Origin of the sequence: Bdellovibrio bacteriovorus, from assembly GCF_001592745.1 — a bacterium.
GTDB classification, from domain to species: Bacteria; Bdellovibrionota; Bdellovibrionia; order Bdellovibrionales; family Bdellovibrionaceae; genus Bdellovibrio; species Bdellovibrio bacteriovorus_B.
In genome coordinates, this window is record NZ_LUKD01000008.1 from 334713 (window position 1) to 349101 (window position 14389).

The following is a 14389-nucleotide window of genomic DNA, read 5'->3' on the forward strand; positions in this document are numbered from 1 at the left end:
TTAGTCTTTCCTGTCCCAAGCCGATACGATCCATATGGTATTTCGCGATCTATCGGCTCCACAGTCTACTCCATCTTCGAATGAAAAAACCGCGACACCGATTGCTTCGGTGTCGGATCGTTTTATCGCCCTTGTCTTGGACTTTCTGATTTTTTCTCCGGTGATCAGTTTAATTATTTCGGGATTGGTTCGTCAGACAAAAACGTATTTTCTTTTAGATGTCTCTTCAGCGGAAGGAATGATTTCAGCGACGTTGGTTATTGCCGTTGCGATCTTCTTTATATGCTTATTGCAAACGGTGTTTTTGTATTATTGGCAGGCAACTCCCGGGCAGCTCTTTATGCAAATGCGTGTGGTGTCTTTTCCTCACGCACAGAATCGGCTTTCAATAAATCAGTGTGCGACCCGCGCTTTTTTGTGGTGCACTGGATTCTTGGTTCTAGCTATTCCATTTTTAGAAGTCGTCAGCCATCCATTGCGTCGCGCTTTCCATGAAAGAGCTTCCGACACCATGGTCATGACTTTGAAACATGTTCCTGATGACGGCCCTCATCCTCTGGAATCAAAATTCATCGCATCTTGGATGCGCATGAGCTTTTTATTTTTACTATTATTTATCGTGATCGGTTTCTTTAAAACATATCATTCTCTTCAAGTCGGGGAGTATGCCTCGAAAGAAAACCGCAGTGTGGCTTCGTGTAAAGAAATTAAAAGTACCGAGTTGACGACGTCTTCACGAATGGATGCGGCTTTGGTGCTTTATCTCTTAAATGAAATCTCTCCTGAGTGTTTAAGCAAAGAAGCGGATGTGTCTTTGTGGAGTGACCCGGTCGCGTCTCAGGATCTAGCGTATCTGGCAAAGTATTTAACGGCATCAGAGTCGGAGCAGGAAAAGTATTTCGATAAAATCTGTGAAGACTCTTCTTCACCAACTTGTGCGACAGCTCGTTATATGTTGGAAGATGGAGAAAAAGAAGAGCTAGATCATGCGGATCCGAAACTGTGGATTACTCAGCTTCTAAAATCTGATGAAAAGTACGCCGAACAAGATTTCGTCGCAAGTCTTGCTTTAATCGAAGAGTTGCAGAAAGTGCCAGCGCTAAAAGCAGCATTGGAAAAACGTTTTGTCCGTTCGGTGTGGGGCCTTAATGAGATGGCCTATGCGCATCCTAAAAAGAAGGGACGTGTTCCTGCCAGTGCCTCGGATGAATCTTTCATTGAGACTTTCAAAGAAAGATACGAGGTTCCATGATTTTCCCAGCTCCCGAAGATTTTAGAAGTTATACACGCTACCCACTAACGATCACGCTTGTGGTGTTGAATGTATTTATCTTCTTATTGATCTTTAGTGGTGCACCGAATTCAATTTCTTCAGCAAGTCTTTTGCAAAAAGACGGTCTGACTTTGACGGGCCGACTTTACTACCAATATCTTCAAACTTTACCTGCAGAACTTCTTTATGAGAAGCCAGCGTGGGTGCATGAAGTGACATCGAACAATGTCGAACAATTGGGTGTTTTAGGGGCTTACGCCCTTCGCGACGCTCGTTATTTAGCGACGGCGGAAACCTGGGCCTATAAGGGCGATGAAATTCAAATCAATCAGTGGCGTTCCGACATTCAAGAGTTTCGAAAGAAGTATCAGGAACAACTTTTATTTCGATTTGGTCTGAGTTCTTATGAAAAAGGCGGGCTTTCTTGGGTGACCTATCAGTTCTCGCACTCAAACTGGATTCATTTAATTTCAAACTTAGCTTTCTTGGCCGTGATTGGCATTGCGGTCGAAGCCTTAGTGGGAAGTGGAGCCTTGCTCTTTCTATACATGCTCGGCGGTATTGCTGGGGGCGCAGGCTTTTTATTCTCTGAGGCTCATGGAACAGTCCCGATGGTGGGGGCGAGCGCCTCAATCAGTGCGCTTCTCGCATTTTACTGCGTGGCTGAAACTCGAAAACGCATTCGTTACCTTTATTTCGTTTCGCCCATGCCCGGGCACTACGGTCCGATTTATTTACCGACCCTGCTGATCATTCCCTTATTCTTGCTTGTAGACCTTGCTAATTTCTGGTCGACACCTGAGGGCTTAGGGGGAGGGGTGGCCTACGCTGCTCATCTTGGCGGCACATTCTTAGGCGTTTTCGTGGCGCTTCTTTATCGTTGGAAAGCTCCGACGAGTTCGGTTTTAACTCAATCCTGACATTGTAATTAATATATAGCCGTTGACAGTTCTATTACGCTTGAGACACATTGGGACCCCAGAGGCTGTAAAATCACCCACAAACGAAATGGTGGACCCGAATGAAGCTATTGAAGCTCATTAAGTCAGTGATTGTTCTTACATTATTATCCGTTGGCGTTGCGAATGCGTCGCAATCGACAGTGATCCCGTACTACGGTGAAGAATTCTACCGTGATCTTAAAGCGGGCGTTTCCAACAGAGATCTACAAACAAGATTAAAAGCCGTTCTTAGAAGCTACCACGTACAACGTGCCGGAGCTTTAGACATGATCGTGAAGAGCTGCCAGGCCGGACAAGGCAAATGTTACGCTCACAGCGCGATCGGTTATGGTGCTGCCAGAGTCTTCTTGTTGGGCAACTACTACCTAGTAAAAGATGGCAACAATGGTTATGCCGTTCACGATGTTTACTGTGATAAAGATAAAAGACGTGCTGACTTCAGAGGCACTCCTCCAGCACCCGGCCGCATTCCAGATAATGGCGTGATCAATGTTGAGCACACGTGGCCACAAAGCCATTTCACTCGCAGATTCCCAGATGAAGTGCAGAAATCAGATCTTCACCATCTTTTCCCAACAGATTCACAATTGAACTCTATCCGTGGGAACAATCCTTTTGGTGAAGTGTCGCAAGATTTGATGGACTTAAAATGCCCGGCTTCACGATTTGGTTTGGGCACGGCGGGTTCTGATGAGGTTTTCGAACCACCGACGGCTCACAAAGGGAACGTAGCACGTGCTTTGTTCTACTTTTCGATCCGTTATGATCTTCCGATTGATCAGCGCGAAGAAGTTGTTCTTCGCAAATGGCATAACGAAGACCCGGTTGATGAAGAAGAGATGAGAAGAAACAACGAAATCTTCAAAGCTCAAGCAAACCGAAATCCCTTCATCGATTTCCCAGAGTTGGCTGACAAAATCGCTGACTTCTAAACTGAACATAATAAATTTTTGAATTACAAAAGCCCGTCGACCACGGGCTTTTTGTTTTTTGCATTCACTTGTTCGAAGAATTCAATAAATTTCTTAAAAAAACTGAAATTAGACTCTTGCAATGCTGAAATTGTTGTGTTGCAATCATTTCTACGGGAGGGGTGATACCACGGAAGGTCTCGGGGAGCATGATGTTCTCACCTCTATTTTTCTTTTATAAATGAATAACCCACGGTAGAAATACCGTGGGTTTTGTTCTTTTTGGGGTCTATTATGAATCAAGGCACAGCTTTAATGATAGTCGATGCTCAGGTGAATATGTTTGATCCGAAAAGACCCGTCTTTGAAGCCGAACATCTGTTGGAACGTCTTAAAAAGTTGCTTTCCTTAGCCCGCGCATCCGGCACCCAAGTTGTTTTTGTTCAAAATAATGGCACGGCCGGTGAGCCTGATGAACCCCGCACCCCAGGCTGGTTGATTCATCCCGAGCTAGAGATCGCCATCGGCGACCTGATCATTCAAAAAACCGAGTGCAGTGCCTTTGCTGAAAATGATCTAGAAAAACGCCTGAAGCAGATGGGAATTAAAAAGCTCATCATCGCAGGTTTGCAGTCTGAATATTGCGTAGTCACGAATTGTGAAAAGTCCCTCGAGGCGGGATTCGAAGTGATTCTGGTTTCCGATGCCCACAGCACTTATGATTCTGCCACTCAAAAAGCCTCGGAAATCATCGCCAGCATCAATGCGAAACTTCGCGATAAAGTGGATTTGTGGCGTGTGGATGACGTCGCTATCTAAGTGGAATAAAAAAAGGCTTCGTATCACTACGAAGCCTTTTTAGTTTTAAAAGAGTTTCGAAACTATTCTTCCGCGGGAGCAAAACCACGACGAAGAGTGTTCTCTGTCACGGCCGCTGGCTCCATGTATTGTTTCAAGTAATCAGGGCCGCCGGTTTTAGAACCGATACCCGACATTTTGAAACCACCGAATGGATGACGATCCACCATCGCACCGGTGATGCCACGGTTGATGTACAAGTTACCCACTTCGAATTCTTCTTTAACGCGTGCGATGTTGGCAGGGCTTCGAGAGAAAACACCACCAGTCAAAGCGTACTCTGTGCTATTGGCGATTTCCAAAGCTTGATCCAAGTTTTTAGCACGGATTACTGCTACCACCGGACCGAAGATTTCGTTTTGCGCTAGTTTCGAATCACCAGCAACGTCACCGAAGATTGTTGGTGGAACAAAGAACCCGTTCGTCGGCGCTTGGCCTTTGAACAGAAGTTTCTGCGTTTTTTCGTTTTCGGCAATCGTGTTCATGATGCGCTCATGCGCTTCTTGATCTACCACAGGACCCATATAGGCCTTTGGATTTTCTGCCGCAAGGACCGAGATTGACTTCGCCGCTTCGACCAAACGATCTGTGAAACGATCGTAAACTTCATCAAGAACGATCACACGGCTTGCTGCTGAACACTTCTGACCGCTAAAGCCAAAAGCAGAGTACAAGACACCATCCACGGCTTCATCAAGATCCGCATCGTTATCGATGATCACGGCATTTTTACCGCCCATCTCGATAATGCATCTCTTTACGTGAGTTTGGCCGGGTTGAACATGAGAAGCTCGGTTCAGGATATGAAGACCGACAGCTTTAGAGCCTGTGAATGCAATTGTTGTTGTGAATTTGTGGTTCACAATATGTTCGCCCACTTCTTCACCGAAACCAGGAAGGAAGTTGATAACACCCGCCGGGAAGCCCGCCTCTTGAACAAGCTTCATCAAACCATAAGCCACCACAGAAGATTGTTCTGCAGGTTTCATCACCACGGTATTTCCAGTCACCGCCGCGGCCGTCACCATGCCGGCTAAAATCGCCAACGGGAAGTTCCAAGGAGCAATAACGGCAGTTACACCACGAGATTTATAGATGTAGTGAGAAAGTTCACCAGGCAATCCACCCACGCGCAACGGCTTTTGCAGGTGGCGCATGTCGCGAGCGTAGTAACGACAGAAGTCGATGGCTTCCGCAACATCACCATCGGCTTCGGCCCATGGTTTACCGACTTCCATCACCTGAGTTGCGATCAATTTGAATTTATCGCGAACCATCAAGTCAGCAAGCTTATCAACCAAAGCCGCACGCTGCTCACAAGGCACATTCTTCCAAGTTTTGTAAGCAGATTGCGCGGCCTGCATTGCTTGTTCGGCATGTTCGACAGAGGCCATGTTGATCTTACCAACCACTTGGGAAGATTCAGAAGGATTCACGCGATCAAAGTTTTTATCCGTGCGAATTTCTTTGTTGTTGATCACAACAGGAACATTCACGGGCAAAGACGCCTTCATGTCAGCCAGCGCTTTGAGCATCTTTTCGCGATCTGCTTTCACAGCGAAATCAAGAAGAGGTTCATTATAGAACTTGCCTGGTTTTTTAGGAAGGATCGGAGATGTCGGAGTCAAACCTTGAGCAGGGTCTTTCAAAAGTTCTGCTGTTGTTTTGTTATCCGCGAATTTTCCACGCAACCAAGATTCGTTGGATGAGTTCTCAAGCAAACGGCGAACGAGGTAAGCCATGCCCGGGATCAATTCACCTACGGGAGCATACTCACGCATGCGGTAACCCATGTCGACGATAGTTTTCTTAATCGGCTCAGCCATTCCGTAAAGCATTTGGAATTCCAAAGCTTCTTTTGGAATATTCAATTTTTCAGCATAGACCATACAAGCCGCGATAGTTCTGACGTTATGAGACGCAAAAGCCGGGCGGATGTATTTGATGTTTTCAAGGAAGTACTTCGCGCACACTTCGTAGTTGGCGTCGGACTCGGCTTTGTTCGTGTAAACAGGAACGGGCCAGCCGCGTTGTTCAGCTTCAATAGTTTCGTAGTCCCAGTAAGCACCCTTCACTAGGCGAACCCAGAATGGAGTGCCGCGAGTTTTTGCGAAGTCTGTCAACATTTTGCAGTCTTCGAAAGAATCACGAAGGTAAGCTTGGATCACGATACCGAAGTATTTGTAGTTTTTAAATTCAGGCTCATTGATAAGCTCTGTGAAAACTTCCAAAGTCAGGTGTTTTACAGAGTACTGTTCCATATCCAGATTGATGAACACGCCTTTTTGCATTCCCAAACGGAATACCGGACGCATACGATCTTTCAAGATTTTCTTCGTTTCATCCCAAGCTGTGTCTTTGATTTGCGAGTAAAGTGCTGTCATTTTCACAGACACGTTTACTTTCGGCATTGCACCTTCATGATCGCGATCAATCTGTGGAACTTCATCCCACTTTTCAGCGTCTTTCGCGAGCCAGTTCACAAGTTCCACGTATTTGTTCGTGTACTCTTGCGCTTCTTTTTCAGAAAGAATGGCTTCACCCAAGATGTCGACAGTGAAAGTCATTTTGTTTTTGCGCGCTTTTTTCAGTACCGGCAACGCCTCGTCAGGGTTTTCACCCGTGATAAACATTTGCGCCATACCCACGACGTTTTTCTTAATAGCACCGGCCATCAAGCCCGGAGCCAAAGAACCCAATCCCAAACCCACGTTGAAAACAGGAGGAAGTTTTCCGCCATCTTCAGCAAAGTATTCCTTCAAGTGGCGAGCGACTTCATCACCCGAGTTGATAGAAGGAAGTACGTCCACAAAGCGGAACATGTTGGTTTTGAATTTTTCATTTTTCATACTCCATTCCATGATGGAGCCGTACCAGAAATCTTTTGAGAAAATGGAAGCCTTTGACTGGCCTTCCATACGCTTCATAATCTCTTCGCCGCGCGCGACGATTTGCGATTGGATGTCGTTCATATTTTTACCTCAATGAGAGGGCCGCATATTCCCTCTAGGGAAGTAAAAACTCAAGTAATTTGCAGGAACAAAGTCGGGGAGATTTGATAGAATTGGACCAAGGCGTCATAGAGTGAAAACGCCTTGGATTTATAGCGAATTAAACGACTTTCCAGCTGTGTTTCATCTTTCCTGGAATTTCAGCTTCCAGAAGATCGCCTTTTTTAAAGGCACCCACACCCGGAGGAGTCCCTGTAAGAAGTAAATCCCCGGGCATCACCGGGAAGTGGGTACGCACAAACTGAAGCAGCTCTTCAAAGCCAAAGATCATTTGGGACGTGTTGCCTTGTTGGCGAAGCTCGCCGTTCACCTTCAAGACGATATCCAGATTTTTAAGATCCTCTAAGTCAGAAACCGGAAAAAACTCAGAAAGGGGACAGGCGCCTTTGAAGCTTTTTGCTAAGGTCCAAGGCTGGCCTTTCGCTTTCAGCTGGTTTTGTTTTTCGCGATCCGTAAGATCTAAAGCAATGCAAGCCGCATCGATTTGCAAGTTGTCATCAAACTGCAAAGCCAGCTCTGTTTCGTAGTGCAATTCATTTTTCCAAGAGGGGAGATGAAGCTCTTTCGCTGCTAAAGTAGCGCAGCTTCCCGCCTTTAAAAACAACAAAGGTTCTGTCGGCACTTCGTTGCCAAGCTCTTTTGCGTGTTCAGCGTAATTGCGACCCACAGCCCAGATATTTTGAATCATAAATGCACCCTTTTAAATTCGATAAACTCAAAGACACCATCGCTTTTCACTTCAAAGCCCACGTACTGACAGGGGCTCCAGTGAGAATATTCTGAATCCGAAAAATCTTTATCACTGGGAACTACGGCTAATGCTTCCACCACCAAATCATAATGCGAACACAAGAAAACCACGGCCTTTTTGTTTTCAGCCAAACGCTCAAAAAGTTTCTGGATACGTGAGCGAAACTCCGACAAGTTTTCGTCACCTTGTTGCTCTAAAAGCTCATCTGTATTTTGTAAGGGAAGATCGAAGTGCTGAGCCAAAGGACGGAACGTGCTATGGGTGCGCTTCTTCGGGGACACCCAAAGCTCTGTCGGCGTCGGCAATTCTTTTTTGAGCACCTTGTCGAGAAGTTTTGACGCCTGAGCATGACCCTCGGCCGTCAAATCCGGATCGCCTGAAAAATCCATAGCTTTTTGTGCATGTCGAAAGAGGTAGATCTTCATCGGGGTGCGCTCTCTTATACTTGAATTTATTGGGTGGCCCTGTTACGTTGCGATTTAGTTTTCCATAAGGTCTGGGAGTTTGTCATGAGTAAAGAGCGTGTTCATCGTTTTGTTTCTAAAGATTTAACTGTGCGTATTGCCGCAGTGAACGCGACTGAAGTTGTGAAGCATATGCAAGATCTCCAGCACACCTATCCGTTGGCGACAGTGGCGGTGGGCCGCAGCATGGTGGGTGCGATTTTGATGGCGTCCCAATTGAAAGATGGCCAAATGGTCGGTCTTCTTTTCCGTGGGAACGGCGCTTTGCAAAGCGTTTATGCGGAGGCCTCTTATGACGGCCATGTGCGTGGTTACACTCCAAACCCGCAATACCAACCTCCTACTTATGACAATGGATTGAGTTTGAAAGAGGCCATTGGAAACGGCACACTGAGTGTGGCTCGTCATCAGCCTTTCCAAAAACAACCTTTCCATGGAACTGTGGAATTGGTGAGTGGTGAAATCGGTCAGGACATTGCGCACTACTTGCATCAGTCACATCAGATTCGTTCCTTGGTTTCATTGGGTGTGTACTTAGATACTTTTGGTAAAGTGCAGGCCGCGGGTGGCGTGTTGATCGAAGTCATGCCGGGCGTGGAAGAGTCTGTTGTCGAAAAAATTCAACAGAACTACGAAGAGAAAAAGCCTAATATTTCAAAAATGTTGATGGAAGGTGCGAGTCCAGAACAACTGGTGGCTCCATTCATGGATGGAATTCCCTTTGAAGAATTAGAGCATGACAAATCATTAGAGTATTTCTGCCCATGCACAAAAGATCGCGTCGTTCGTGCTCTAGAGACTTTGGGTGAAGAAGAGCTTCAAGATATGATTAACAAGAATGAAGAGGCTGATGTCACTTGTCAGATCTGTGGCAAACCGTACAAGGTCTCTGTTCCTGAAATTCAAGATATCAAAAATAGAATCCATAAAGAATCCATGCATTAGTTTTTGGCGCGAGCGCAGACAGCGCTCGTGCTCTTGTCCGCATCTTTTGCTTTCAAATTCAGTTGCAAATTTCTAACTCAGAAATTTTCCCGGGCTGTGCTACCACATTCTGAGGAGACTTCTATGAAAAAATATTCTTTATTAGCAGCTTTGTTGTTGGCGTCAGTTTCTGCCTCTGCAGGCAGCTCTAGCTATGTTTGTAAGAATTCATCGGGGACAGTCATCATGGATGCAATGGCGTCGGGGCTGGATGGAATTATTAACATTTACTATGAGCGCAACGGAAAGAAACATCACTATCGCGGTGATGTCGCTATAAAACCTGGCTATGCGAAAGACACTCCGCCAGAGAATTTTCTTTTGGCTCTGCCAACAACTAACATCAAAAAAGTGTCCGAGAAGTGCGAACAAATGCACGTCATTCAAGCCGATGGCACCGAATGCTACGGTCGGGAAGCTTGGAATATTGTGACGGAAGTGAATTACCTGATTAGTGCCTCAAATGGAAATGCCGTCTTTACAGATGAAAAACTGGGAGCAGATTCTCAAGTCGAAGGCAAAACAGAGCAGGGGTATATTCATGATCGTTTTAGCTGCCTAGATTCGGGCGTTACAACGGCCGGAGGCTGCTTCGCGGAGGAAGACAGCCAACTGATTGAGTGGGTAGAGATTCCTTGTGATAAGTCCGTTACTTTTTCGTTTTTTTAATGAGCTCTTTCAGGCTTTTTAATTCACGCTCAATATCCGAAGGAATGTGCGTGCCGGAAGAGCCCGTGTATGCCATGGTGACGAGGTCCTGATACTCCTTCAGACATGAAGGCGCGACCTTCGAACCAGGATATTCGGCGACACATTGTTTTAAGTAGAGTTCAGGCAAAGAATAAAAGGCCTTTTGTTCATATCGTCGTTCACAGAAAGAGAGCCAGTATAAAATCTCGGGCTTAAGAGGGGTGTTTGGATATTGATCCAAATACTTGTAAAGCACGCTTGAAGTTTTTAAATAGGAAATATCCTTTTGCGGAGAAAAATCAAAATCGCCATTGAGTTCATCTTTAAGTTCCGCTTCCACGTACTCTTTAAGCTGAGGCTCTTGCTCAGAGGTAAAGTCTGGATAGCCATCTTTATTTGCTTTGTTGGCAGCTTTCTTAAGGCTAGCCAATCTTTTTCTAAGCATTTCTGGAAGCTTCTTGTTCTTTTGATTTTTTTCCACAGACTGAGCCAATCCCGGCAGATCTCTTTTTACGCGGACGAAGTAGTATGTTTTGCGCGAAACGGCTTTTTCGATATTCTCTAGCGAAACGCCGTTTTCGGGATAGCCTTCGATGACCTCATCGTAAATCGGTATCGCCTTGTCGAAGTTGCGAACAATAAATAAAAATTCAGCTTCATCAAAGGGCTTCGCAAGGACGTTTTCCTTGTTAAAGAAGTTAAACTTCGTAGACGATGCCGGAAGTTGCGTGTGACAAGACATACAAACGCTCAAAGTTGAGCGCAGCATCCAAAGAGAATAATCTTTGTTACCCCCTCGATAGATCAATTCAGCTTCTTTGAGTTGTTGATTTAAAGCCTGGCTAGAAATTGCGAATCCCGATGCTTTAATTTTACCTTCATGAGTGATCTTTTCGCTGAGTGAGACCATATTCTTTAAGGACTGGTTGACCTTTTCGAAATTTTTCGGATCGCTATATTCTACATCGGACACAATGTACGGCTTTAATATAAAAATCTCTTGCAGCATCTGATCCATGTAAGGCTTCACTTCACCCGACGCTATTGAAACACAAAAGAACGAAACGATAGCTAAAAATTTTGACATAATGGCTCCTTGAACAAAAAAATAGAATATCCCTCTTCGTATTACAAGCACTACGAGCGCACGACCACGACAGGTACCTTGGCCTCTGCGACCATCGCGCGTAAATTACTTCCTAAAACAGTGCTAGCCACAAAGCCATGAGTTTGATGACCCATAAATATCAATTGCACGTTTTCGTGTTCCAATTGCAATGCGGATTCAACAAGATTTTCATTTTCGGTCTCAATGTAAAAGTGACAGTCCAGCCCCATTCTTTTCAAACGCTCTACTTTTTTTGAAAGAGTATTTTCCGCATCTTTTTTCATGTCTTCAAAAATGGTATTAAATGTCGAAAGAGCCTCGCCAGAGGCGTAAGCAAATTGTTGTGCCGTACTCATTGTCTCCGCTAGGGAGTGAAAGAAGGTCAGGCTGGCCCCCGTTTTTTTTGCCAAGCTGACCGCATAAGTTTCGACCGCGCGACATTTTTTAGTAAGATCTGTGACGACAAGAAAATGCATCTTTTTATGTTCGCTGAGGCGGAATTCATTTTTAACGGCTTCGGGCCCCATGATAAAAACGGGACGTTGGGTGTGACGAACAACTTCTTCGGACGTGCTGCCTAAGAAAAATCTTTCTAAGCTCTTTAGAGAGCGTGTTCCTAAAACCAGAGCTTCAAAGCGGGATTTTTTTCCCACAAGTTTTACAAGCTCTTCAATCGGCCAACCCGTTTTAATTATTAGTTTGCCGGGCCTTTGAAAATTTCTCAGAGCGTGTTCATGTTTCTTCAAAGTGTTGTCGATAATTTTTTGTCGGCTGTCCGAAGTTAAAATCTTTCTTCCTAATTGTTCATCTAAAGGATGCACATAAACCAAGTCGGCAGGACAGCTTAAAAGAACAGAGAGATCAGAACCCAGCCTTTGCACGGCGAGGGATCTGTTTTTAGGTATTTCGTTGGAGATTTGCAGATCGTCAGCCACCAGAAGAGAACGTGTGTTCATATGTAAGCTCCTTGTTAGATCTATGAATATCAGAAAAAAGCAAATAACTGAAACTTTCAAAGTGACACAGGGTTTATGATCCAAGACATGTTTCGGCCTCGGTGGCAGTGGTATTGATGAGTTGAGCCCGAAAGCTCTAGACGGAACGCGGAGCTCATAACCACAAAAGGAGTATTTATGAAAATCGCAAACTTAATTTTGGCTGCGATGGTTTCTTTCAGTTTGAACGCACTTGCAGAACAACCAGCCCCGGTGGAGAAAGAAGTTCAAATCGGTATTAATGGCGTTTACGTGCCCGGCGGTTTTGACTCTGCGTCTGATGTTTTCGTTGTCGTTAACGGCATCTTCCAAAATGGATGCTATAAATGGAAAAGAGCTGATGTGACTCACATAGATACTTACTCTCATGAGATCAAATCGATAGCTTCCGTGAGTCCTGGAATGTGTTTAATGGTTTTAATTCCGTTTCAAAAAGAAGTGCGCCTAGGTAAGTTTGCAGCTGGAAAACATGTCTTGCGTTTTGAAAATGGTGATGGAACTTACTTGGAAAAATCTTTGATAGTTGAATAATTAGTTTTTAAATAAAGTCACAGGGTCTCTTATCCTCTGTGACTTTATATACTCGGGGCACGTCATGAAAAAGCATTTTCTTTTTTTTGTTTTGGTATTGGTGTCCTGCAGTGAAAAAAAAGGCCCTCAAATCTTAGAGTGGCGAAAAGGAGAGCCGGCAAAGGCCCTTCAGAAGTTAAATGAGATAAGTTTAACTCCTTCCTTAGAGATAAAATCTCTGCAAGAGGTTGTCGCGATACGTGATCAGATCGTGCAAGGAATCCTTGTCGAAAATACCTACGTCAAACATCTAAAAAATGCCTCGGGACAAGAGCTGTTAGTGCGAGGCTCTGTTTTACTTCAAGAAGATGAATTGAAGCATCTAAATCTCGAAGAATTTCAAAAAAAGAAAAGTTCTATTCTGGAGCAATTGAAAGCAAAGTTTCCGCTCTTTCGAAAAGTGACGCCTGAGAAAATCGGCATTCGCATCGCCTTTAACAGAGGCTTTTATGAACCTTTGTGGCAAATCGTTTATTCTGATAGAAAAGGCATCTCTTGGGAGGTGTGTTTCAGTCGTCTCCTCGAAGTCCGTAGTGTAAAAAGAGTGGGCTCTCAATTTCATGATACAGTCGCGTCTTTATTTCCGCAGGGGCCCAAAAAAAGTCAGATGACTGAAGTCGTGCTCCAGGGACTAAAAACCCAGCCTGCCTTGTCTAATTCCCGACTCTTTGTAAGGTCGCAAGCAGCGGCGAAAATTGACTCGATCGCAGAGCCTCTCAAATTCAGTCCGCAAGACACTCGCTTTGATCAAGTTCAAGTTTTCTATTATCTTGAAGAATCCTTGAAATGGTTTGAAAACCAGTTGGGTATAAAAATACCTTTTCAAATTCAGGCCGAGGTCCACGTTGGTGCTCCAGAAAAGACAAATGCCGCGTTTTATTACAGTGGAAAAATTCGTCTGGGAGCGGGCGATGACGAATTTTATTCTCGGATTCCGCAAGATCCTTCGATTGTTATTCATGAAAGTGTTCATGCTCTTGTTGAAGCAGTTGCAAGACTTCCTTATGAAGGTGAGGGCGGTTCTTTGAACGAGGCCTTTGCAGATTATTTTACGGCGTTGCAACTGAATAATCCTAAAATGGGCGAAGTCTCTTATTTAAAAGGTGCTTTTCGTCGTTCCATTGTGAACGATCTCAAGCTCGCTGATAAGAACGGCGGTCTTTACCACGACTCTGGAATTGCCAGTGGCACGCTGTGGGCATTGACAATACGTTTTGGACCTTCCCGAGGCAGACAGCTCGCACTTCTGACATTGAATCGTCTGGTTCCCTCAAGTGATTTTATGGATTTTGGAGCACGTCTAAAAGAAGTTGTACCGATGGTGCTTCTGTCTGATGAAGACCGACAAATCGCCAGAGATATTTTGGCGGAAAGGGGCTTTCAATGATCTCGACATCAATCCTGGGACTTTGGATTTTTTCAAGTTTGATTTATCAGGGACATCCTTTACCTCTTCCAAACCCCGCATTAAAAATCAGCTATCAGTTCGATGACATAGGCGTGAATACGCTTCATTATTACCGCGAAGGAGAGAAGGGCTTCTGTGAGCGCAGGGCGATTTACGAGTTCGCTGGCGGGAAGCTGATGCAACAAGTGGTTTGGGTTCATCCTCAGAACGCCGCGGGGTGTGAGCAGGATATGGACATGAAATTGGGGTATAGAAGTTGGACTCCCGCGTGGCTGGAAGGAGGAAAGCTCCATTTAGAAGTGCAGATGGGAGAAGAGCACTTGGTCTATGTTTGGGAAAAATATTAAAGTGCGCTTCTTGGCAGGTGTCTAAGTCTTTGACACCTGCGGAGCCCCGTCGTTGAG

The 14389-nt window shown here is 45.0% G+C and carries 14 protein-coding genes; 9 read left to right on the forward strand and 5 right to left on the reverse strand.

The window, feature by feature from the left end; genetic code table 11:
* The first annotated feature begins 34 nt into the window (after positions 1-34).
* The 4 genes from AZI87_RS16175 (at position 35) to AZI87_RS16190 (ending at position 3965) form a co-directional block, all read left to right on the forward strand.
* Complete coding sequence (locus AZI87_RS16175) at positions 35-1252, forward strand: RDD family protein (RefSeq protein WP_063209169.1); 1218 nt, start codon at positions 35-37, stop codon at positions 1250-1252.
* A complete protein-coding gene (locus AZI87_RS16180; protein ID WP_063209171.1) occupies positions 1249-2193 on the forward strand; it encodes a rhomboid family intramembrane serine protease in 945 nt (314 codons plus the stop codon). Before AZI87_RS16175 ends, AZI87_RS16180 begins: the two co-directional genes overlap by 4 nt.
* A gap of 101 nt (positions 2194-2294) precedes the next feature.
* Positions 2295-3167, forward strand: a complete 873-nt coding sequence (locus tag AZI87_RS16185) for an endonuclease I family protein (protein ID WP_063209173.1) — start codon at positions 2295-2297, stop codon at positions 3165-3167.
* Positions 3168-3440: 273 nt separating this feature from the next.
* Positions 3441-3965: an isochorismatase family protein gene (locus AZI87_RS16190; RefSeq protein ID WP_063209175.1), complete on the forward strand. Its 525-nt coding sequence runs from the start codon at positions 3441-3443 to the stop codon at positions 3963-3965.
* Positions 3966-4027: 62 nt separating this feature from the next.
* On the opposite strand, the gene pruA is transcribed toward AZI87_RS16190, so the two are convergent.
* The 3 genes from pruA to AZI87_RS16205 all read right to left on the reverse strand — a co-directional run bounded on the left by pruA (position 4028) and on the right by AZI87_RS16205 (position 8191).
* The gene (pruA, locus tag AZI87_RS16195; protein ID WP_063209177.1) at positions 4028-6976 is read right to left on the reverse strand and encodes an L-glutamate gamma-semialdehyde dehydrogenase; all 2949 of its coding nucleotides are present in this window, start codon (positions 6974-6976) and stop codon (positions 4028-4030) included.
* 139 nt (positions 6977-7115) lie between these two features.
* Positions 7116-7703: a fumarylacetoacetate hydrolase family protein gene (locus AZI87_RS16200; RefSeq protein ID WP_063209179.1), complete on the reverse strand. Its 588-nt coding sequence runs from the start codon at positions 7701-7703 to the stop codon at positions 7116-7118.
* The gene (locus AZI87_RS16205; RefSeq protein WP_063209181.1) at positions 7700-8191 is read right to left on the reverse strand and encodes a phosphoglycerate mutase family protein; all 492 of its coding nucleotides are present in this window, start codon (positions 8189-8191) and stop codon (positions 7700-7702) included. The genes AZI87_RS16200 and AZI87_RS16205 overlap by 4 nt, the downstream gene beginning before the upstream one ends.
* Before the next feature lie 84 nt (positions 8192-8275).
* Between AZI87_RS16205 and AZI87_RS16210 the strand changes: the two genes are divergently transcribed.
* On the forward strand, positions 8276-9175 hold the full coding sequence (locus AZI87_RS16210; protein ID WP_063209183.1) for an Hsp33 family molecular chaperone HslO: 900 nt from the start codon (positions 8276-8278) through the stop codon (positions 9173-9175).
* Between the two features lie 123 nt (positions 9176-9298).
* Positions 9299-9883: a hypothetical protein gene (locus AZI87_RS16215; RefSeq protein WP_063209185.1), complete on the forward strand. Its 585-nt coding sequence runs from the start codon at positions 9299-9301 to the stop codon at positions 9881-9883.
* Here the strand turns inward: AZI87_RS16215 and AZI87_RS16220 are convergent.
* Positions 9864-10991, reverse strand: coding sequence for a hypothetical protein (locus AZI87_RS16220; protein ID WP_063209187.1), 1128 nt, complete (start codon positions 10989-10991; stop codon positions 9864-9866). The genes AZI87_RS16215 and AZI87_RS16220 overlap by 20 nt on opposite strands.
* A 50-nt stretch (positions 10992-11041) precedes the next feature.
* Positions 11042-11968, reverse strand: a complete 927-nt coding sequence (locus AZI87_RS16225) for a universal stress protein (protein ID WP_063209189.1) — start codon at positions 11966-11968, stop codon at positions 11042-11044.
* Between the two features lie 177 nt (positions 11969-12145).
* Here AZI87_RS16225 and AZI87_RS16230 point away from each other — a divergent pair, with 177 nt between their 5' ends.
* The 3 genes from AZI87_RS16230 to AZI87_RS16240 all read left to right on the forward strand — a co-directional run bounded on the left by AZI87_RS16230 (position 12146) and on the right by AZI87_RS16240 (position 14332).
* Positions 12146-12538: a hypothetical protein gene (locus AZI87_RS16230; protein ID WP_063209191.1), complete on the forward strand. Its 393-nt coding sequence runs from the start codon at positions 12146-12148 to the stop codon at positions 12536-12538.
* Positions 12539-12602: 64 nt separating this feature from the next.
* Positions 12603-13964 carry a hypothetical protein gene (locus tag AZI87_RS16235; RefSeq protein WP_063209193.1) on the forward strand — a complete coding sequence of 454 codons (1362 nt, stop codon included), beginning with the start codon at positions 12603-12605 and terminating at the stop codon, positions 13962-13964.
* Positions 13961-14332, forward strand: coding sequence for a hypothetical protein (locus tag AZI87_RS16240; protein ID WP_063209195.1), 372 nt, complete (start codon positions 13961-13963; stop codon positions 14330-14332). The genes AZI87_RS16235 and AZI87_RS16240 overlap by 4 nt, the downstream gene beginning before the upstream one ends.
* The last annotated feature ends 57 nt before the right edge of the window (positions 14333-14389 follow it).